At 55.3% G+C, this 19,850-nt stretch carries 28 protein-coding genes; 21 read left to right on the top strand and 7 right to left on the bottom strand.

Annotated elements, in window-relative coordinates:
• Positions 1–795 carry an ABC transporter ATP-binding protein gene (locus tag NUW46_RS08970; RefSeq protein ID WP_069184951.1) on the top strand — a complete coding sequence of 265 codons (795 nt, stop codon included), beginning with the start codon at positions 1–3 and terminating at the stop codon, positions 793–795.
• A 47-nt stretch (positions 796–842) separates the two neighbouring features.
• On the opposite strand, the gene NUW46_RS08965 is transcribed toward NUW46_RS08970, so the two are convergent.
• Positions 843–1,664, bottom strand: coding sequence for a DUF6160 family protein (locus tag NUW46_RS08965; RefSeq protein ID WP_418141900.1), 822 nt, complete (start codon positions 1,662–1,664; stop codon positions 843–845).
• Positions 1,665–2,126: 462 nt separating this feature from the next.
• Here NUW46_RS08965 and NUW46_RS08960 point away from each other — a divergent pair, with 462 nt between their 5' ends.
• Both NUW46_RS08960 and NUW46_RS08955 read left to right on the top strand, forming a co-directional pair.
• Positions 2,127–4,265: an adenosylcobalamin-dependent ribonucleoside-diphosphate reductase gene (locus NUW46_RS08960; protein WP_069185068.1), complete on the top strand. Its 2,139-nt coding sequence runs from the start codon at positions 2,127–2,129 to the stop codon at positions 4,263–4,265.
• Between the two features lie 27 nt (positions 4,266–4,292).
• The gene (locus NUW46_RS08955; protein ID WP_069184949.1) at positions 4,293–4,991 is read left to right on the top strand and encodes an NrdJb; all 699 of its coding nucleotides are present in this window, start codon (positions 4,293–4,295) and stop codon (positions 4,989–4,991) included.
• A gap of 99 nt (positions 4,992–5,090) precedes the next feature.
• Here NUW46_RS08955 and NUW46_RS08950 read toward each other — a convergent pair whose 3' ends face one another.
• On the bottom strand, positions 5,091–5,579 hold the full coding sequence (locus NUW46_RS08950) for a nucleoside deaminase (protein WP_418141899.1): 489 nt from the start codon (positions 5,577–5,579) through the stop codon (positions 5,091–5,093).
• The gene (locus tag NUW46_RS08945; RefSeq protein WP_418141898.1) at positions 5,572–6,276 is read right to left on the bottom strand and encodes an FMN-dependent NADH-azoreductase; all 705 of its coding nucleotides are present in this window, start codon (positions 6,274–6,276) and stop codon (positions 5,572–5,574) included. The genes NUW46_RS08950 and NUW46_RS08945 overlap by 8 nt, the downstream gene beginning before the upstream one ends.
• A gap of 145 nt (positions 6,277–6,421) precedes the next feature.
• Here NUW46_RS08945 and NUW46_RS08940 point away from each other — a divergent pair, with 145 nt between their 5' ends.
• From NUW46_RS08940 to NUW46_RS08910, 7 genes are all read left to right on the top strand, one after another.
• Positions 6,422–7,267: a LysR family transcriptional regulator gene (locus NUW46_RS08940; protein WP_324140202.1), complete on the top strand. Its 846-nt coding sequence runs from the start codon at positions 6,422–6,424 to the stop codon at positions 7,265–7,267.
• 61 nt (positions 7,268–7,328) lie between these two features.
• Complete coding sequence (locus NUW46_RS08935) at positions 7,329–7,616, top strand: DUF1330 domain-containing protein (protein ID WP_222464324.1); 288 nt, start codon at positions 7,329–7,331, stop codon at positions 7,614–7,616.
• A gap of 64 nt (positions 7,617–7,680) precedes the next feature.
• The gene (locus tag NUW46_RS08930; RefSeq protein WP_418141897.1) at positions 7,681–8,160 is read left to right on the top strand and encodes an acyl-CoA thioesterase; all 480 of its coding nucleotides are present in this window, start codon (positions 7,681–7,683) and stop codon (positions 8,158–8,160) included.
• 90 nt (positions 8,161–8,250) lie between these two features.
• Positions 8,251–8,649 carry a GFA family protein gene (locus NUW46_RS08925; RefSeq protein WP_418141896.1) on the top strand — a complete coding sequence of 133 codons (399 nt, stop codon included), beginning with the start codon at positions 8,251–8,253 and terminating at the stop codon, positions 8,647–8,649.
• Between the two features lie 93 nt (positions 8,650–8,742).
• Positions 8,743–9,009 carry a DksA/TraR family C4-type zinc finger protein gene (locus tag NUW46_RS08920; RefSeq protein ID WP_418141895.1) on the top strand — a complete coding sequence of 89 codons (267 nt, stop codon included), beginning with the start codon at positions 8,743–8,745 and terminating at the stop codon, positions 9,007–9,009.
• A gap of 40 nt (positions 9,010–9,049) precedes the next feature.
• Positions 9,050–9,547: a nucleoside deaminase gene (locus NUW46_RS08915; RefSeq protein ID WP_418141894.1), complete on the top strand. Its 498-nt coding sequence runs from the start codon at positions 9,050–9,052 to the stop codon at positions 9,545–9,547.
• 74 nt (positions 9,548–9,621) lie between these two features.
• On the top strand, positions 9,622–10,077 hold the full coding sequence (locus NUW46_RS08910) for a methyltransferase family protein (protein ID WP_418142022.1): 456 nt from the start codon (positions 9,622–9,624) through the stop codon (positions 10,075–10,077).
• Between the two features lie 41 nt (positions 10,078–10,118).
• Here NUW46_RS08910 and NUW46_RS08905 read toward each other — a convergent pair whose 3' ends face one another.
• Entirely contained in the window at positions 10,119–10,550 is a 432-nt protein-coding gene (locus NUW46_RS08905; RefSeq protein WP_418141893.1) for a GFA family protein, read from the bottom strand.
• 154 nt (positions 10,551–10,704) lie between these two features.
• Here NUW46_RS08905 and NUW46_RS08900 point away from each other — a divergent pair, with 154 nt between their 5' ends.
• The 11 genes from NUW46_RS08900 (at position 10,705) to NUW46_RS08850 (ending at position 17,632) form a co-directional block, all read left to right on the top strand.
• Entirely contained in the window at positions 10,705–11,724 is a 1,020-nt protein-coding gene (locus NUW46_RS08900; RefSeq protein ID WP_418141892.1) for a GlxA family transcriptional regulator, read from the top strand.
• A 45-nt stretch (positions 11,725–11,769) separates the two neighbouring features.
• Positions 11,770–11,994 carry a putative cation transport regulator ChaB gene (gene chaB / locus NUW46_RS08895; RefSeq protein ID WP_418141891.1) on the top strand — a complete coding sequence of 75 codons (225 nt, stop codon included), beginning with the start codon at positions 11,770–11,772 and terminating at the stop codon, positions 11,992–11,994.
• Positions 11,995–12,022: 28 nt separating this feature from the next.
• Positions 12,023–12,619 carry a glutathione S-transferase family protein gene (locus tag NUW46_RS08890; protein ID WP_418141890.1) on the top strand — a complete coding sequence of 199 codons (597 nt, stop codon included), beginning with the start codon at positions 12,023–12,025 and terminating at the stop codon, positions 12,617–12,619.
• A 47-nt stretch (positions 12,620–12,666) separates the two neighbouring features.
• Positions 12,667–13,095, top strand: coding sequence for a GFA family protein (locus NUW46_RS08885; protein WP_418141889.1), 429 nt, complete (start codon positions 12,667–12,669; stop codon positions 13,093–13,095).
• A gap of 3 nt (positions 13,096–13,098) precedes the next feature.
• Positions 13,099–13,671: a hypothetical protein gene (locus tag NUW46_RS08880; RefSeq protein ID WP_418141888.1), complete on the top strand. Its 573-nt coding sequence runs from the start codon at positions 13,099–13,101 to the stop codon at positions 13,669–13,671.
• Between the two features lie 32 nt (positions 13,672–13,703).
• Positions 13,704–14,036 (top strand): YnfA family protein, encoded by a 333-nt coding sequence (locus NUW46_RS08875; RefSeq protein WP_136632290.1) that lies wholly within the window; start codon positions 13,704–13,706, stop codon positions 14,034–14,036.
• Between the two features lie 27 nt (positions 14,037–14,063).
• The gene (locus NUW46_RS08870; RefSeq protein WP_418141887.1) at positions 14,064–14,525 is read left to right on the top strand and encodes a GNAT family N-acetyltransferase; all 462 of its coding nucleotides are present in this window, start codon (positions 14,064–14,066) and stop codon (positions 14,523–14,525) included.
• A 61-nt stretch (positions 14,526–14,586) separates the two neighbouring features.
• Complete coding sequence (locus tag NUW46_RS08865; RefSeq protein WP_370686087.1) at positions 14,587–15,006, top strand: DUF4399 domain-containing protein; 420 nt, start codon at positions 14,587–14,589, stop codon at positions 15,004–15,006.
• A 113-nt stretch (positions 15,007–15,119) separates the two neighbouring features.
• On the top strand, positions 15,120–15,866 hold the full coding sequence (locus NUW46_RS08860; protein WP_418141886.1) for an SDR family oxidoreductase: 747 nt from the start codon (positions 15,120–15,122) through the stop codon (positions 15,864–15,866).
• A 23-nt stretch (positions 15,867–15,889) separates the two neighbouring features.
• A complete protein-coding gene (locus NUW46_RS08855; RefSeq protein WP_418141885.1) occupies positions 15,890–17,209 on the top strand; it encodes a serine hydrolase domain-containing protein in 1,320 nt (439 codons plus the stop codon).
• A gap of 30 nt (positions 17,210–17,239) precedes the next feature.
• Positions 17,240–17,632: a hypothetical protein gene (locus tag NUW46_RS08850; RefSeq protein ID WP_418141884.1), complete on the top strand. Its 393-nt coding sequence runs from the start codon at positions 17,240–17,242 to the stop codon at positions 17,630–17,632.
• A 68-nt stretch (positions 17,633–17,700) separates the two neighbouring features.
• On the opposite strand, the gene NUW46_RS08845 is transcribed toward NUW46_RS08850, so the two are convergent.
• From NUW46_RS08845 to NUW46_RS08835, 3 genes are read right to left on the bottom strand one after another with little or no spacing between them, the layout of a single operon-like run.
• A complete protein-coding gene (locus NUW46_RS08845) occupies positions 17,701–18,423 on the bottom strand; it encodes an amino acid ABC transporter ATP-binding protein (RefSeq protein ID WP_418141883.1) in 723 nt (240 codons plus the stop codon).
• Entirely contained in the window at positions 18,420–19,073 is a 654-nt protein-coding gene (locus NUW46_RS08840) for an amino acid ABC transporter permease (RefSeq protein WP_069184658.1), read from the bottom strand. The genes NUW46_RS08845 and NUW46_RS08840 overlap by 4 nt, the downstream gene beginning before the upstream one ends.
• Complete coding sequence (locus NUW46_RS08835; protein WP_418141882.1) at positions 19,073–19,738, bottom strand: amino acid ABC transporter permease; 666 nt, start codon at positions 19,736–19,738, stop codon at positions 19,073–19,075. Before NUW46_RS08835 ends, NUW46_RS08840 begins: the two co-directional genes overlap by 1 nt.
• Between the last annotated feature and the right edge of the window lie 112 nt (positions 19,739–19,850).

Genomic DNA, 19,850 nt, shown 5'->3' with positions numbered 1-19,850 from the left:
ATGATCAGTGCAACCGACCTCCGACTCACCTTCGGCAAAGGAACCCCCCTGGAAAACCCCGCGCTCAGAGGCATGAGCCTGACGGTCAACCAGGGCGAGTTTGTTACGGTTATTGGCAGTAACGGCGCCGGTAAATCCACCTTTCTGAACGCCCTGGCTGGCGAAGTGCTGGTAGACAGTGGCCAGATCATCGTGGACAACCAGGACGTAACCAAACTGCCCACCCACAAACGGGCCGGCCGGGTTGCCCGGGTATTCCAGGACCCACTGGCCGGCACCTGTGAAGGCCTTACCATCGAGGAAAACCTCGCCCTGGCCATCAAACGTGGTCAGCGCCGGGGCCTCACAAGCGCCGTTAAACGACAGTACATGGAAAAGTTCAAGGACAGCCTTTCGTCCCTGAACCTGGGCCTGGAAAAACGCCTTGGCGACAAGATGGGCCTGCTTTCCGGCGGCCAGCGTCAGGCTGTAAGCCTGTTGATGGCCAGCCTGACGCCCTCAAGCATCCTGCTGCTCGACGAGCACACGGCGGCTCTGGACCCGAAAACCGCTGCGTTCGTTCTGGAACTCACCACCAAGATCATCGAGGAGCAAAAGCTCACCGCGCTGATGGTGACCCACAGCATGAAGCAGGCACTGGAAGTTGGCAGCCGCACGGTGATGCTGCACCAGGGCCAGGTGGTGTTTGATATCGAAGGCAAAGACCGCGAAGGCCTGGAAGTGAAGGATCTGTTGGGCTTGTTTGAGAAACAGCGCGGACTGGAAGTGGACGACGACAGCCTTCTGCTGGGCTGAAAAAAACGGGGGCCGGACTGGCCCCCGCTTTCGTTTCACAGCCGGAATCAGTGGCCGTAGACAAGCAGTTGAGTATTGGTGATCGCAAGATCATCCATAAACACGCTGCCTATGGATGTCCCACCCACCAGAACGCCGCCAATGGTGATGTCCGCATTGAACGAGTTCAGATCAATAGCAAGGCTATCAACACCCAGACTATTGGCACGTTTGTAGATATCAAGATCAACCTTGGCGAACAGATCCGGAATGTTTTTGTTGCGAACCGGATCGTAGGTGTTGCCTGTTAGCCGGAAATCTCGAATACCCAAGGCCAGAAACGGCATGTCGAAATCCATGTCGTCAACCGCGATGTCCGTTCTCAGGTTCATCACATCAGTATCGGCATCGATCTCGATATTGGCGCCGCCCATCAGGATATCTGCATTAAAGTTATCCAGAATGGTGGTACTGCCGCCAGTTCCAGTAAGATTCCACGCACCGGTGGAGACTCGCAGGTCGACTGCCCCAAACATCTGAGGCAGAACGTTAATAATGGCATCGCCATCGCTGAGGATATCGATCTCGATCCGGACGTTGTCCAGAAGGTCTGTTTCCTGAGCTGCTCCACCCATCAGATTGACCCCCAGCTCCGGGAACAAATCACTCCGGTTGGTACCACCCACGAAGATATCGTTGATTTCCATTGAGCCCTCATCGGTATAGATGAAGCGATCAATGTTCAGTTTGGTTTCCAGCTCAATGGTCACACCGGCCTGGCCGGTGATCATGCCCATTGCCGAGTCATCCAGCATCTGGATCTCGGCTACGGCTGCAGGTGGAACACCCGCAACGCAGAGCGCTAGCAAGGTAGGTTTCAGGCCTTTCATTATTATTTCCTTGTTTTTGGTCTTTTTCACATCCTGTGGGCCACTGCAGTTTTCGACACCACCTCCATACTGTAGCGACACGTTCATATCGGGTACGTGCAGGGGTCACAAATCATGTGACTTTTCTAACGGATTCGAAGGAATGCTCTAGGCCTGATCAATTTTTAAACCACAACATGTAGTGGTTTTGAACCTTTAGCCTCAAACCGCTGTTTTAGAAAAAATTTCCCGGATTCAAGCCGGTTTCGATTGATTTTCTTTGCTCCGAAGCGCCTATCAATAGTTGCGTTCTTGTTCACAGAACACTATATCCTGTTATACTCATTTCAGATTCAACCCATATCTAGTGGTTAAAAAGAAAACAGGCCCAAGGCCAAAACGACGATTCTCAAGGGGTATGGCGCCGCTGGTACAAGGACTGGCGCCATAAAAAGAAGACATACCGGAAGACAGAGGGTGGAAATGAACGCAAAGGCACAGGCAGTGGTAACGACAATCCCGATGCAGGAAGCCTCGATCGACATCTGGCACAGCAAATACCAGCTGAAGACCAAGACCGGCGAGCCCGTAGACAAGGACATCAACGCAACCTACGAACGTGTTGCCAAAGCCCTTGCCGAGGTGGAAAACAAATCCGTACGCACCCAGCACATGAAGAACTTCATCTGGGCTCTGCAGAACGGTGCCATTCCCGCCGGCCGGATTACCTCCAACGCCGGTGCCGAGGCGCACAAGCCCGCCACCTCCACCATTAACTGCACCGTTTCCGGCACCGTTCAGGATTCCATGAACGACATCCTGGAAAAGAACCACGAAGCCGGCCTTACCCTCAAGGCAGGCTGTGGTATCGGTTATGAATTCTCCACCCTGCGTCCGAAAGGCGCGTACGTGGCTGGCGCCGGTGCGACCACCTCTGGCCCGCTGTCGTTCATGGATATCTTCGACCGCATGTGCTTCACCGTTTCCTCTGCCGGTGGCCGCCGTGGCGCACAGATGGCTACGTTCGACGTGCACCACCCGGACGTGATTGACTTCATCCAAGCCAAGCGTGAAGACGGCCGCCTGCGCCAGTTCAACCTGTCGCTGCTGATCACCGAAGACTTCATCGAAGCCGTGCGCAACGGTGACGACTGGCACCTTTCCTTCCCGGTTACCCAGAAGGAAGTGGAAGACGAAGGCCTGGACCTGAGCGATGCCAGCCAGTTCGTTTACCGGGATTTCCCGGTGCAGGAAGGCTATGTGGTAAACGACGAAGGCAAGGTTGCCTGCCGTATCTACCGCACCCTGAAAGCCCAGTTCATCTGGGACACCATCATGACCAGCACCTACGACTATGCCGAGCCGGGTTTCATCCTGATCGACAAGGTCAACCAGATGAACAACAACTGGTTCTGCGAAGACATCCGCGCCACCAACCCCTGTGGTGAGCAGCCCCTGCCCCCATACGGTAGCTGCCTGCTGGGCTCCGTGAACCTGACCAAATTCGTGGACTACCCGTTCACCGACAAAGCCAGCTTCAACTATGAAAAATACCGCAAGGTAGTAGGCATCTTCACCCGCATGCTGGACAACGTGGTAGAGATCAACGGCCTGCCGCTGGCCGAGCAGCGCCACGAAATCACTTACAAGCGCCGCCACGGTATGGGCATCCTGGGCCTGGGTTCCACCCTCGCCATGCTGCGCATGCCGTATGGTTCTGAAGAATCCGTGCAGTTCACCGAAGAAGTCGTGCGTGAAATGGCCGTTGAAGGCTGGCGCCAGTCCCTCGCCCTGGCCGAGGAAAAAGGCGTTGCGCCGATCATGGACGACGAGTTCGAGATTGATGCCAAGATGTTGAACAAGTGCCCGCAGCTGAGCAAAGACGGCTACAAGCTGGGCGACAAGGTGAAAGGTCGGGTACTGCACGCGAAGTACAGCAAGTACATGCAGCAGATTGCCAGCGTGGAGCCGAAGCTGGTGGAAGAACTGGCCGAGAAAGGTGGCCGCTTTACCCACCACACCTCCATCGCTCCGACCGGCACCATCAGCCTGTCTTTGGCCAACAACGCCAGTAACGGTATCGAGCCGAGCTTCTCGCACCACTATGCTCGTAACATCATCCGCGAAGGCCGGAAGACCAAAGAGAAGGTAGATGTGTTCTCCTTCGAGCTGTTGGCATACCGCCACCTGGTGAACCCGGGCGCCATGCCGTTCTCCGAAGACGAGGACAAGAAGCTGCCGGCCTACTTCACCACTTCCGACGATGTAACCCCATCGCAGCACGTGGACATCCAGGCCGCCGCCCAGAAGTGGGTAGATTCCTCGATTTCCAAGACCGCGAACGTTCCGACAGACTTCGCCTATCAGGACTTCAAGGACATTTACCTCTACGCCTACGACAAGGGCCTGAAGGGTTGCACCACCTTCCGCTTCAACCCGGAAGCCTTCCAGGGCGTACTGGTTAAGGAAAAAGACCTCGAGAACACAATGTACGAGTTCACCCTGGACGATGGCAGCAAGGTCACCCTCAAGGGCAACGAGCAGGTAGAGTACGACGGCGAAATCCACAACGCCGCCAACCTGTTTGACGCGCTGAAAGAAGGCACCTACGGCAAGTACTGATCCGGGAACCGACACAGGACAACGAACATGACAGTTAAAATCAGCAACAAAATCGTCGGCTACCGCGTAAAGAAGGCCGACCCTGAAGCAGCCGCCGAACACCAGGCACCGGTGCACGCAGAAACCAAGCCCGTTCAGATGAACGAATACATCGAACGGCCGGACTTCCTGCTGGGCACCACCTACAAGATCAAGCCGCCGGTGGCCGAGCACGCGATGTATATCACCATCAACGACATCCTGCTCAACGAAGGCACCGACCATGAGAGCCGGCAGCCGTACGAAGTGTTCATCAACTCCAAGTCGATGGAACACTTCCAGTGGGTAATCGCCCTCACCCGCGTTATCTCAGCGGTATTCCGCAAGGGTGGCGACGTCACCTTCCTGGTGGAAGAGCTACGCAGCGTGTACGACCCCAATGGCGGTTACTTCAAGAAAGGCGGCGTGTTTATGCCGTCCCTGGTCGCTGAAATTGGAGCCGTGATCGAGAAGCACCTTAAGGCCATTGGCCTGCTGGAAAGCGAGGAAATGAGCGAAACCACCAAGCGCATCCTCGCCGAAAAGCGTGCCGAGTTCGAAGCCAGCCACACCACGGCCACGAACGACGAGAAAGCCAGCGACTACCCTGCCAACGCCACCATGTGTGGCAAGTGCAGCACCAAGGCGGTGATTGTGATGGATGGGTGTGCGACCTGCCTTTCCTGCGGCGATAGCAAGTGCGGTTGAGGTGATTGACTGCACTGAGTGACAAGAAGGTCCGGAGTGAGAACTCCGGGCCTTTTTGTTAGCGAGCACTTTATCGAATAGATCCAAAAGTGTCTCAGACTATTCCCCTTGATCACTCAATTTCCTGTTAGCCATCTTGAATGGAAGCAGTTTCCTGTCATTAACTAAAGTCAATACGTCGAGTTCATCGATGAGGGCAGGATTCAAATACTGGTAAGTCCACAGGTAATCGAACCCGTTCTCTCTCGCCTCATATCTGTCCGCAACGATACGGACGTTCCTGATACCGGCCATACGGATGGCCATATAGCAGAAGGCGCATGGCTCTCCTGAAGCAATCAATGTCGCCCCTCTCAAAGAAACGCTTCGCTCCTTCCTTGAAGCATCTCTTATTGCCTGGATTTCGGCGTGTGCGGTGCAATCCAGATGCTCGGCAACCTGATTTACCCCCTTGCCGACAACGTTACCACTTTGATTGACGATCAAAGCGGAAAACGGCAAACCACCGGCTTTTACATTGCTAATGGCCAGATCAATGGCACTTTCGCCACAGGTTGCCAGACGTTCTTCATCAATTCGGTCACGCATCGGTGACCTCATTTCTTGATGATACTGCCTGGCCTGAAAGGCTCAGCTCTGAAGCAAGTCTTTCGGCTCGCTCCTTGGCGTTGGCTACTGACACGCGGTGTCTTTCGTCGCCAAACTCCTGGTATTCGGCGGCAATCTCGTAGATGGTGTCTACCCCGAGGTATTTGCTCAGTGTCCGCAGGTGGGGCGCCAGGTGGCCAGACTCTTCCCTTATGCCGCCTTTTTCAAAACCAAACTCTCCGCTGGATGTCACAATGATCAAGGTCTTGCGTGAGAGCAGCGGCTGCAGCGGGAAGTCACCTCGTTCGAGATCGAAATCAAACGTTTTGCCGATGCGAACGATCTGATCGAACCAAGCTTTTAGCTGAGCCGGCATACCGTAGTTGTACATGGGTGAAGAGATCACGAGAACGTCGGCCGCCGACACTTCTGCAATCAGGGTATCGGAGAGTGCCAGTGTCTCCTGTTGTGCCGGGGTACGTTTCTCCTCCGGGGTAAACACCGCGCCAATCCATTCCTGGGTGATGAAAGCAGGTGGATTCACCCCAACGTCGCGATAGATATACTCATCTTCAGGCCGGTTTTCCTGCCAGGTATCAATAAACCGGCGTGCGATATTTTTCGATATGGAATCGTGATCCGGGTTGGGATTAGTCGCCGCTCTAACACTGGAATCAATGTGTAATAGTGTGCTCATGTTCATTTCCTTGGTTGGTTGATGACAGGAGCCAGTGTGTGCCGCTGGCTGGACTTGCACAAACGCAAAAATTGCACTTGCAGATGAATTGAACTCATCTATAACATCCATAAACCAGTGATTGATTGGGAGATCCACATTGCAGGTGTCATTACAGGCGTTGAAAGCCTTTGAGTCGGCTGCCCGCCGGGGTAGTTTCAAGTTGGCGGCAGAAGAACTTTCGCTGACGCCGACAGCCATCTCACATCACATTGGCAACCTGGAAAGCCGGTTGAATGTGAGCCTGTTTCATCGGCAGGGAAGACGGATATCCTTGACGGGAACGGGTATCCGTTTAGCCAAAGCAACGTCCGAAGGATTTCGGAAAATCGACAGTGCTTTGGAAGAGGTGGTGAAGGCAGGCAATACGGTCAGGGTGACGACGACATCATCCTTGGCAGCGATGGTGCTGATCCCTTCCCAGCACGAATTTGAACAAGCCAACCCGGATATTTCTGTGGAAATTTCCACCGGCGAGTCGGTCGACAGCCAATCCTACATCATTCCCATTCGATTCGGGGATGTCTCAGTTGCTGAGCATTCTGATGTCATTCGATTTGAGTCATTCAATGTGTTTGGTGCTTCTGGAATGACGCCTCCTTCCTGGGAGAATGAACCAATCACACTTTTCACCACGGAGTGGAAGAACAAAGCGTTACCGAGCCCTCCCCTGACCGCCTGGTTAGAAAAAAATGGGCTAAAGGGGGCAAACATTCAACTCAAATCATTTGACCAGGAGCTTTTCGGGATCCAGCAGGCCATGGCAGGTAATGGGTTGGTGTTCTGCTCTACAACGCTCGCCAACAAGCTCTTGAAAGCCAACGTTCTGCAGCACTTCGACACTCAATCGGTCGCATCAGATTTGTGCTATTACGTTCCAGGTAAGCAAAGCTTCGAAACGAGGAGTGCGGCCAGATTCCTGACTTGGATTGAAGATCTTCTGAACCAGTAATTCCTGCAGTCACGTTTGTCTTTCGTGACCAACCAGCTCAATCAGAGACCGGAGAATGCAAATGGCAGCCTACGTGATCGGCAACATCACCGTAAAAGACCCGGACAAATGGGCAGAATACCGCAGCCTGGTACCGGAAACGCTCGTGCCTTGGAGCGGAGAGTTGGTGCTTCGGGGCACACGTGCGAAGGTGCTGAGCGGGCATTACCGGCACACCGATACCGTGGTTATCCGCTTTCCGGACTCGGATTCGGTCGCCAATTGGCACAACTCCCCCGCCTACCAGGCACTGGTTCCACTGCGCACCCAGGCAGCGGATGTGGATCTGGTGACTTTCGAGGCAGACTAAAAAGTACTGCCACCTGTCAGCACCCTGGCGCCTATACTGGAAAGCAAACCAACAGAGAAGCGCCATGGAAAACAATTCAACAAGCCTGAGCATGACCGTTCTGATGACGCCGGACAAAGCCAATTTCTCCGGCAATGTGCACGGCGGTACGCTTTTGAAGTACCTGGATGAGGTTGCCTATGCCTGCGCCAGCCGTTATGCGGGGACCTATGTCGTTACTCTCTCCGTCGACCAGGTGATGTTCCTTCAACCCATCCGGATTGGCGAGCTGGTCACCTTTCTGGCCAGCGTGAACTACACCGGCCGAACTTCCATGGAGATCGGCATAAAGGTAGTTACCGAGAACATCCGTGACAAATTGGTTCGCCACAGCAACAGCTGCTTCTTTACCATGGTGGCGGTTGATGATAGCGGTAAGGCCGTCCCCGTGCCGCAACTGGTTCCGGGCACCGATGATCAGATAAGGCGATTTGCCAACGGTAAGGAGCGACGGGCCATTCGTGCCGAACTGGAGGAACGCTACAAGGCACTGCATAAAAAATGAGTCCGGTACTCTGAACGTCACGGGATGGTATGGTTCGGGAACGGATCGACGCCAGTTTTAAAGACAAAGGGATCAACAGGAGCTGACCCTATGCACCAAACCGGAAGCTGCCTCTGCGGCGGCATCAAATACGAAATCCACGGCCCCCTCACGGATGTTCTGAACTGCCACTGCACTATGTGCCGCAAGCTTCATGCGTCAGCATTACGAACCCGTGCCAAGGTAAATTCAGCAGACTGGCGCAAGGTGCAAGGCGAGGAGCTGATCAAGCTTTATGAGTCATCTCCCGGTGAGCACAAGGCCTTTTGTTCGAACTGCGGCTCTAGCCTCTACACAAAATTCGATGCTCATCCCGAAGTGCTTGGGTTCCCTATGGGCACCCTCGATACAGACCCGGGCGTAACGCCAGACAGACACGTTTTCGTGGGAAACAAGGCGCCGTGGTTTGAGATCACAGACGACCTGCCCCAATACACAGAAAATCCCTGAGTCGACAACCAATGGGTCATCGGCCACCTTTGAGCACCCGAGCTACAATGCTAACGTTGAGTAGTTTCAGTCAGCCAGACTTCGGAGGGCCCCATGGCAGGCGGATGGTCTCGTGATGGTGCAGTTCAGGAACAGATCGACGCAAGCGTTGAAGATGAAATTCAGCGCGCTCGCAGCCAGTTAGCCGAAGGCAAGAGCGCCGAGGACTGCGACGAATGCGGTGCTCCGATTCCGGAGGCCCGGCGCAAGGCTATTCCCCGCGTCCGATTGTGCATTGATTGCCAGTCGGCCCATGAAAAAGAGCATCCCCACTCTGGCGGCATCAATCGTAGAGGTAGCAAGGACAGTCAGCTTCGCTAGCCAGACGGGAGCAATACTTAACAACGAGGAAAGGTCCAACGTGAGCCACCCCCAGACCGAAGACAGTGACAAAACCTATCTACAACAAGCAATTCAGCTGGCCGTGGATTCGGTCGGCGATGGTGGCGCACCCTTTGGCGCTGTGGTGGTTCACAATGGCAGTGTTGTTGCCCAGGCTGGAAACCGGGCAAAGCAGGAGTGCGACCCTACCGCCCACGCCGAGGTAGCGGCAATTCGCATGGCCGGAAAGATGCTGGGAAACGCGCATATGCCAGAAGCTACCCTATACGCGAGCTGCGAACCCTGCCCCATGTGTCTGGCTGCTGCCCACTGGGCCCGTATTCCACGAATTGTGTTTGCCGCATCCCAGGAAACTGCAAATTGGGCTGGCTTTGCCGACGGCAATATTGCAGAACAGCTTTACGGCCAGATCCATCCCGTGAGGCCCGAGGAATTGGGGTTGACCCAGATCGAACTCGAGGACTCAGCGGCACCTTTTCGGGCCTGGCTGGCAAAGAGTGATCAGGCCACTGATTGATCGCGATGAGTTTGAGCGAATTGCCGCAACCCTCCTGAATCCGAGAACAGAGTCCTTTTATTGTGAGCCTTCAAATGCTGGAAAAACGCATCCCACCCCTTGCTCTGGTGCTGATCATCGGGCTGCTCATGTGGGTCATCGCAAACTGGAGCCCACGCATTGAAACCAGCGAAGCGCTTCGCCTGTCCGTCGCGGCCATCCTGCTTGCACTGGGCACTCTTTTTCCTCTGGCAGGGGTAATGTCCTTTCGAAGCGCGCAAACAACCGTGGACCCACGTACTCCAGAGGCAAGCTCCAAGCTGGTCAGCTCAGGCGTATATCGCTTTTCAAGAAATCCCATGTACGTCGGCTTCGCGCTGTGGCTCCTCGCCTGGGGCGTATTCCTGGCGTCCGCGTGGGCCCTGGTTGGCCTAATTTTCTTCGTCGTTTATATGAACCGGTTCCAGATTGAACCGGAGGAGCGTGCCCTCCGGGAACTATTCGGCGAAGACTTCCGGGATTACGAGCAGCGCGTGCGGCGTTGGCTGTAATGACAGCTCTATTGCGCCGTGCTTGATCATTTTGCGAAGCCCTATTCTTGCAAGGTGATTCCGGACCCACCGATGTCTTCTGGCGTATCCCGGAACTTTGGCAACCCTTCATGCACCCCGAGCACCCTCTCCTGGTAGTAGACATGAACGCCGGGCGTAAACTGCAGCTCTGGCAGAATGGCCGCGTAAACGTCGGTGAGGCCAAGCTCGGGATGTTCAGTCAGGATATGCCCTCCACAAGTCTTGCACCATTTGCGATGGCTCTGCGGTGTCTTGTGATAGGAATCAACGTTGTCTGCTCCCTTTGTGACTTTGACGGCCTCCGGTTTCCACAGGGTAAAGGCGTTCACCGGCCCCGCGGACCAGTGCCTGCATGAGTCACAATGACAATAACCCATGGCCTCGGGCTCGCCGCTGACAGTCAATTCAACTGCGCCACAAAAGCAGCTTCCCTTGTAGGTCAACTTGCTCATGATCTGCACCTCCCAGCCTTTGAATCGCGTGCTTTAAGAGCCACTCCCCGAAGTACTATGGGGAGCACCAGGTACAGTATTTGCGATTCGCACCTTTTCGCGTAGAGGCAGCTACGCCACAATACAGGGACATTTCGGACGTCCGAGGTGCAGGATGATCGATGTCACCGTAGTGTTGGTGGAAGGCGGAATGCCGTCGACGGCTGTGGCCCCCCTGGAAGTCTTCAGCACAGCCGGGGTGCTGTGGAATTCCATGCGGGGCCTGCCGGCCAAACCCCGTTTTAGAGTGCGCACTGCTTCCCAGGACGGCAAAACGGTGTCCACTGCCGTGAACCTGAACCTGGAACCCGGCTGTTGCCTCGACGAGGTGGGCGGCAACGATCTCATCATCGTTTCGGCCGTGGGAACAGACCTGGAGGCCGCTTGCCGGGCCAACGCACCACTATACCCCTGGCTTCGCGATTGGCATGAAAGAGGGGCCAGAATTGCGGGGGTCTGTGCCGGCGTTGCATTGCTGGCTGAAGCCGGCCTTCTGAATGGACGGCCCGCAACAACCCACTGGGGCGTTGTCGATGCCTGTCGTCGCCGGTATCCCGATGTTCAATGGCAGCCAGAGCGGTTTCTCACGGAAAGTGGCAACCTGCTCTGCAGCGGCGGCGTTTATGCCTCTGTGGATCTCAGCCTGTACCTGGTTGAAAAGCTGTGTGGCCACAGGGTGGCCATCGAGACCGCCAGGGCCTTGCTGCTGGAAACGCCCCGGGTCTGGCAGATTGGGTACGCAGCCGATCCCCCTTCGGCTAACCACGAGGATCGATTAGTGCAGCGAGCTCAGCAGTGGCTGTTTGAACATTACAACGGCCCGGTCCGTATCAGTGAACTGGCAGAGTCCGTAGCCATGAGTCCGCGCAATTTCGCACGGCGCTTCAGGTTCGCCACCGGGGAAACACCTACCGATTATCTCCACCAGTTGCGAATCAATGCCGCACGGCATTTGCTGGAAAACGAGCAACAAACAATCCAGCAGGTTAGTCAAGCCGTTGGCTATGATGACCTTGCTTTTTTTCGTAGGCTATTCAAACGCTACGTGGGCTCCTCTCCCAAACACTATCGAGAGGGTTTTACTGTCGACGCGTCTGAAAATGTTGCGATTAGCGGGCGCAGCCCTCATCGATGAAACAGCTAACTTTCTGGGGTCGATAGCGTTTTGGAGGAAAGCCTAATGCCCTACAACAACAATTCGGAATTGCCAGCCAGCGTGCGCAATAACCTGCCAGGCCATGCCCAGGAGATTTACCGCAAAGCATTCAATTCAGCCTGGGAAGAATACCGTGATTCTGAAGACCGCCGTGGCGAGGCGAGCCGGGAAGAGACGGCCCATAAGGTTGCCTGGGCGGCGGTAAAACAGGAGTATCACAAGGAAGGTGATAAATGGGTGAAGACTTGAACCGGCCGAATCCGGCAAAGGAAGCTGCATGAAAATCTATGGCGATACCAAATCGGGTAATTGTTACAAGGTACAGCTGGTGTGCAACCTGCTGAATATTGATCACCAATGGATTGATGTCGACATTCTGGCCGGCGATACGAAGTCTGATAACTTTTTGAGCAAGAATCCGAACGGCAAGATTCCTCTGCTTGAGCTCGATAACGGCGAAACGCTTTCAGAGTCCAACGCCATCATCAACTACCTGGCGTCCGGCTCTGACTTGTATCCGGATGGCGGCCTTGCCCAGGCCCGCGTCCTGCAATGGCAATTCTTCGAGCAGTACAGCCATGAGCCGTTTATCGCCGTAGCGCGCTTTATCAACAAGTACCTGGGGCTGCCAACAGACAAAGCCGATGAGTATGCTGCCAAGCAAGCCGGCGGGCACAAGGCATTGAGGGTGATGGAACAGCAGCTGGCACAAACGCCGTTTTTGACGGGCGAAAATGCCACCACCGCAGACATATCACTGTATGCATACACCCACGTTGCAGATGAAGGTGGTTTTGAGCTGGAGACCTACCCTGCAGTTCGGGCATGGCTGGATCGCATTGCAGCGTTGCCGAATTTCGAGCCTATGGCCTAATCCAGCGCTTGCCTCAATTGCGGAATCAGTATGACAAGGAATTAACGATGAAAGGCGAATGTCTTTGTGGCGCCGTGAGGTTCGAAATCAAAGGCGATGTCCCCAACCTTTACCAATGCCATTGTTCCCTCTGCCGTAAGGCAACAGGTTCGTCGGCGAATGCGGCAACGTTTGTAGAGCAGGAGAACTTTCGCTGGGTGTCTGGTCAGGACAAAATCTCTTCTTTCCAGAAGCCGACAGGGTATCGCAGTGATTTTTGCTCGGTCTGCGGTAGCCCTGTACCAAACCAAATTAGGGGCATGGAGTTGCTTTGGGTTCCTGCTGGCCTCATGGAGGAGTCATTTAAAGCGGCCGTAAAGGTGCATCTGCACATGGGCTCAGCTGCCTCCTGGGAGCGTGATGCCGGGGAATGCATCAGCCTTGACGCGGGTCCGGAAAGCCTCGCGGCTCTGAAGAACGCCATCAACCGGACATAAGGCATGAAACTCGTTGCTCCAATCGCAATGTGCCTGTTCTTTGCGGGCTGCGTTTCCACCGAAGTCGAGGAAGAAGACACTGGATTCGCAAAATCACCGAGCCTGGAAGCCTTTGTTGGCTGTTACAGGAACTGCAGTGATCGTTCAGACGGCTCAGAACAGACCTGTTTGAGCTCAATCATCTGGCCCGACAGTTTTACAGCTGTAACACGGCCCCAGGTGGTCCTCATAGACAAGGGCGATGGAAAAAGTCTCGTCGCATCTGCAATATCGGATGGCATTGTTCTCAAGCAGTCCCAGTTCCGAGAGGGAGAGGATTTCGAGTTCGCGAACGGGCGCATCGAACTGAAACGCGACTACGTTGCCTCTGGTGCAAGGGAACCCGGCAACCCTTTTATCGGCATGATGACGAGTAAAACTGTGCTGGGATTGGATGCATCAGGTCAGGGACGCATCAGCCAGTCGACAACCTTCGCCGGGACGGGCTTTTTGATCATCCCTATTGCCGGATCAACATCGAGCACACTGCGGATTGAACGCTTCCCACCCGGTGCGTGTAGCATCAATGGAACGTGAGTACCCATGCAAATTCCGAAAGGACAACTCCCTTGCCTGAACTGAAAACTGTCGGCCTGTTTCTGGTCACCGCCCTGGCTGAAATCGTTGGCTGCTACCTGCCCTATCTGTGGCTTCGTGAAGGCAAGAGCATCTGGCTACTGGTGCCTGGGGCTCTGAGCCTCGCGGCATTTGCCTGGTTGCTGTCTCTGCATCCAACGGCAGCCGGACGGGTTTATGCGGCCTACGGCGGCGTATATATTTTCATGGCCATTCTCTGGCTATGGGCTGTTGATGGCATCAGGCCGACCGCCTGGGACCTTTTGGGCTCCGGCGTTGCCTTGCTCGGCATGGCGATCATCATGTTTGCGCCACGAAGCGCATAGCCATTGCGGAGGCGCGTTGACCCAACCATGAATATCAGACCTTTCGCAGACCAGGACCTGGCTGACATCGTCGCTCTGTTCACGGATTCCGTGCATCAAATTGCTTCCCAGAGCTACACGCCGGAACAACTGGCAACATGGGCACCACGATCGCCAGACCTGGAGCAATGGCGTTCCCGCCTCTCAGGCGTGAAAACACTTGTCGCTGAATCCAGGGGTGTTCTTGCGGGTTTTATCTCATTCACCTCCGCAGGCCATATTGAGTTTCTGTTCACCGCGCCTGCGTTTTCCCGCAGAGGCGTCGCCTCCTTGCTTTACAAGGCAGCATCGCAGTGCCTGGCTGCCAGCGGAGTCACAAAGCTGACAACAGATGCCAGCCTGGAGGCACGTCCGTTTTTTGATTCTCAAGGATTCATAGTTGTTGGGGAGCAGACGGTTGAGCGCAACGGAGTCGCATTTCGGCGGTTCGCTATGGCGGGACCGCCATAAGTTCACTTCCTCAACTACACTCATGTGGGGCATCCCCCAGGGAGGAAATGAGATGAACAGGATCGCAATTACGCTGGTTTCAGCTCTTTTGATCGCGCCTTTATCAGCGCTGGCAGAGAGCATGAAATCTGAAGCCCCGGCCAATGCCGGTGTGTATTTTGTCCAGCCAACCGATGGCGCTACCGTTGACCAAACCTTCAAAGTTGTCTTTGGCCTGCGAAACATGGGCGTGGCGCCCGCCGGTGTGGAGAAAGCAGGCACCGGGCACCACCACCTGCTGATCGATACCGATATACCGTCGGATTTGAGCCAGCCTCTTCCCGCTACGGATCACGTCAAGCACTTCGGCGGCGGGCAAACCGAAACCGAGATCACGCTATCGCCGGGAAAGCACACGTTACAGCTTCTCGTAGGTGACCACATGCATGTTCCGCACAACCCGGCAGTGGTCTCCGAGAGGATCACGGTCATGGTGGAGTAACGGGCCACACTGAAAGAATTGGTCAGTACAGGGCTGCATTTCAGTCAATCCCCTGAACGTTCGATCATGGTACTGTGAGCGAAAATAACTCGAACGACTCCAGGGGATTACTGATGCGAAAGAACATTCTGATTACCGGTGCCAGCACTGGTCTTGGGGAAGGTATGGCCCGTGAATGGGCCGCCAAAGGTTGTAATCTGGCGCTTTGCGCACGAAGGGCCGACAAGCTGGAGGCGCTACAACGGGAATTGCAGCAGGCCAACCCCAATATCCGGGTGCTGGTTCGCGGTCTCGATGTCTGCGATTACGATCAGGTATTCGAAGTGTTCCGCGCGTTCCGGGATGAGCTGGGCAGTCTTGATCGGGTAGTCGTGAATGCGGGTATTGGCAGTTCCCAGCCTATCGGCCGTGGACACTTCGCTGCCAACCGACACACCGCCGAGACCAACTTCATCGCGGCCATTGCCCAGAGCGAGGCAGCCATGGAGATCTTCCGCGAGCAGAACAGCGGCCACCTGGTGCTGATGTCCTCAGTCAGCGGTGTGCGTGGTTTCCGCGGGCCCTTGAACGTTTACGCTGCCACCAAGGCTGCCGTGGCGTCCCTGGCACAAGGGCTGCAATTGGATACCAAGGGCAAGCCAATCAACGTCAGCAACATCATGCCCGGCTACATTCTCACGGATATCAACCGGGATACCAAGAACGCGCCCTTCCGGGTGGACCTGGAAACCGGCGTGAAGGCCCTGGTTAAAGCCATCGAATCAGAAAAGCGCCGCTCCTACGTACCCTGGTGGCCATGGACGCCACTGAGTTACGTCTTGAAGGCCCTGCCGTTCTCGGTCTTCTCCAGGGCCATGTAACGAATTTTGCGAGGTAAATGGACATGCCCGGCTTCAATCCTGTTCACGCCCTGATGCTCTTCGCGTTAAGCATTCCAGGCGCATGGGCCACTACCCAGGCTTCAGCTGCGATGAGCGCTGAGGCATCTGACCCGGGAGCATTGCAATGGATGACCGGTTTTCCACCTTCAGACGATAAACTGATCGGGCAACCGCAAAGCAATTACTTCAGCTTTCCGAAACTGCGCTGGACGGTGTGCCATATACGGGAGCTGCTCCCTACCACTCAAGTTAGTCGTGGCATAGGTGCCCCGGATCCTCTGCCCTACGCCCTGGACAATGGCATCAATAGCATTTCATTCACGCCGATTGGTAGCGACACTCCCATGGGCTGGCAGGAGTCTCTGTCTGACAATTACACCGACGGGCTACTGATCCTGCATCATGGCAAGATCGTGTATGAGTATTACAACGGTTGCCTGAACGAAGCCGGCAAACACGCGGCCATGTCGATGACAAAGTCCCTCACCGGCTTGCTGGCAGAAATTCTGGTCGCTGAGGGCGAACTTGATGTCCAGTCTAAAGTCGGCACGCTTGTACCCGAGTTGCGCGACAGTGCCTTCGGCAGTGCAACGGTGCGACAAGTGATGGATATGACCACCGCGCTGGATTACAGCGAAAACTACGCCGATCCCGAAGCAGACATCTGGCAGTACTCTGCCGCCGCCAGCCCCTTGCCAAAGCCTCCCGATTACAGCGGGCCGGAGGGTTATTTCGAGTACCTGCAAACCGTTGAGCAGAAAGGCGAACACGGCGATGCGTTCGGCTACCGTACGGTCAATTCCGATGCCCTCGGCTGGATCATCTCCCGGGTGAGCGGTAAGAGCGTGGCGGATCTCCTTTCCGATCGCCTGTGGCAACCCCTGGGCACTGAACAGGACGCCTACATGACGATAGACGCCAAAGGTACGCCGTTCGCGGGCGGTGGCCTGAGCGCAGGGCTCAGGGATCTCGGAAGGATTGGCCTCTTGATGCTGAACAAGGGCCAGTACAAAGACCAGCAACTGTTTCCTGAATCTGTGGTGAATGCAATTGAGGCCGGCGGCGACAAGAAGGCCTTTGCCAAGGCTGGCTACAAAACCCTCCCCGGCGGGAGCTACCGTGGCATGTGGTGGATCTTCCACAATGCCAATGGCGCTTATGCCGCTCGAGGCGTGCACGGGCAAACCATTTACATTGACCCCACCGCCGACATGGTTCTGGTACGCTTCGCATCGTTTCCCAATGCCAGTAACAGCAAGATAGACCCAACCTCGCTGCCCGCCTATCAAGCGGTGGCGGAGTACCTGATGAAAAAGGATTGAGGCACGCTTGCCCCGAACGGAAGACACTCAATGATCAAATCCACTGCCCTGGCCGCCCTGCTTGTTGTATTGGTGGCATTCCTGGGTTTTCAGTATTACATCACGTCAGTACCCGACCTTGCGGAGCCTATTTCAGTTGAGGAAAGCCGGTTCATTGAACGGGACAACTCATTTCTCGTAACACTGCAGGGCCATGAGGGCCGCCATTTCACCCTGGGCCTGCGGGGCGACATTGCGAACGCGCCGGAAGAAACCGCGCTGTTCTTTATCCGCAATCCGGATCTGGTGCCTTATGTTTACTGGCCAGGACTCTGCAGTACCGATGAGAAACGGGTGTTGGAATTACTCGAGGATATGATGGAACAAGAGGGGCAGGACGACGCGATATCGCAAATTTATGAGGTTCTGAAAAACCGGAACTAACACGTAAAAATGGCTGGGGAAGCGGGTCCAAAAACTCCCCCAACCAGCACCACGTCTGTGGCGACTTTTTAGCGCACCTTCGAGAGGAACTTCTGAGTGAGCGGGTTTTGCGGATCGGTAATCACCTGCCTGGCTTCACCAATCTCCGCAATCACGCCCTGATGGAAGTAGGCCACCCGGTCGGACACATCCCGCGCAAAGCCCATTTCATGGGTTACGCAGATCATGGTCATGCCCTCTTCCGCCAACAGGCGAAGGGTATCGAGAACCTCGCCCACCAGCTCCGGATCGAGCGCAGAGGTTACCTCGTCCAGCAGCATGTAGTCGGGCTTCATGGCCAGGGCACGGGCAATGGCCAGGCGCTGCTGCTGACCACCGGACATCTTGGTTGGGTACACATCCAGCTTGTCACCCAGGCCAACGTGCTCCAGTTCCTTTTTGGCAATCTCGATCGCTTCTTCCTTGCTCATTTTTTTGACGATTCTGGGGGCCAGCGCCGCATTCTCCAGTACCGTCATGTGGGGAAAGGAATTCCACTGCTGAAACACCATGCCCAGTTTCTGGCGCAGCTTGTCCTTGTTGGTGGCCTTGGCATGCACATCCACATCATCAACCAGAATCTTGCCGCTGTTGATGGTCTCGATGGCGTTGATGCAGTACAGCAGAGTCGACTTGCCGCTACCGGAGCCCCCGATAACGCTCACCACTTCGCCTTTCTGCACGTCCAGGCTCACGCCTTTGAGCACTTCAAGATCACCGAAGGATTTATGGACATTCTGTACACTGATCATATTGCCATTTTCCTCTCAACGTACCGGCCGTAGTGGGAAAGCGGGTACGAAATAATGAAGTAGAAGATACCAACACCTATGAGAATCTCGAGCGGTTGCTGGGTTCTTGAAATAAGTTGTTCTGACGTGCGCAGCAATTCCATGTAACCGATCACCGACACCAGCGCCGAGTCCTTGATAACGCTGAGCGAAACACCCAGCCAGGACGGGAACACCGCGCGCAGGCCGATGGGCAAGCGGATGTGGTAGATGGTTTGCCACTTGGTCATGCCCAGTGAGCGCGCCGCTGTCTGCATTGAGGGGCTGACACTCTCGAAGCCTCCGCGGAACACCTCGGCCATAAACGCCATGGTGTAAAGCGAAAGCACAATGGAGCCCGCAACAAACGGCGCCAGGGGGTTGCCCATTGCGCCAACGAAGGTTGAGAACAGAATCAGCTGGATGATCAGCGGCACACTCCGGAGCACGTCCAGAACGCCCCCGAACACCACATTGACCACCTTGTTGCTCTCGGAGCGGATGAAGCCGACCACCAGACCCAGCAGGGTACCCACGACGATGGCCACAACCGAGATGATGACGGTGTTCCAGACACCGGTCAGGATCAGCCCGCTATCGCTCCAGGAAAGGGGTGTGAATAAGGAATTCATCAGATTTCCCCCTTGAACAGTCGACGGGCAAGCAGCGATGCCCCGAACAACACCAGCTTGGTGATGATGAAGTACATAACCGCCGCCACGATGAAGAACTCCAGCGTTCTGAACGACAGTGACTGCAGTCTCTGAGTTGTGCCGGAGAGTTCACTCATACCCACAAGAATCCCGAGAGAGCTCATCAGAATCGACCAGACAAACTGGTTGGTCATCGGGTGATAGATGCGCCTCAGCATCTGCGGAAGGATGATATAGCGATACGACTGGATGCTGGTCATACCCAGGGACTTGGAGGCACTGTATTGGGTGCTGGGAATCGACTGGAAGCCACCCCGGAAAGTTTCCGTGAGGTAGCCCGCGTTGATGAAGACCAGTGCACTCAACACGGCCACATAAGGGCTCAGGTGAATCCCGAAGGCACCAAGGCCGAAATAGGCCATGTAGATCTGAAACAGGGCCGGCGTATTCCGGGCAATCTCGACCCACACCGTGGCAACCTGGCTGAAGAACTTTGTGTTGTTCATTTTGGCGATCGCCAACAGTATTGCGATCACAATGCCCAGAAGCATGGCTAGAACGGATACGTGCAAGGTAACGAAGGCACCGTTCAGCAGCTGGGGCATGTTCTGGAACACAACGTTCCAGTGAAATTCGTAGTCCATACCTTGGCCATTTAATGAATGGTAGGAAACTCGACCACTGCCCTTGAAATAGAGCTGCGATCAGAATTTTGGGTCAGCGCGCCGCTGAATGAGCGCCTGCCCCGGGAACCAA

The sequence above is a fragment of the Marinobacter sp. MA genome, from assembly GCF_048298425.1.
Taxonomy (GTDB): Bacteria; Pseudomonadota; Gammaproteobacteria; order Pseudomonadales; family Oleiphilaceae; genus Marinobacter; species Marinobacter salsuginis.
This window is presented reverse-complemented; position numbering and strand designations above follow the sequence as displayed.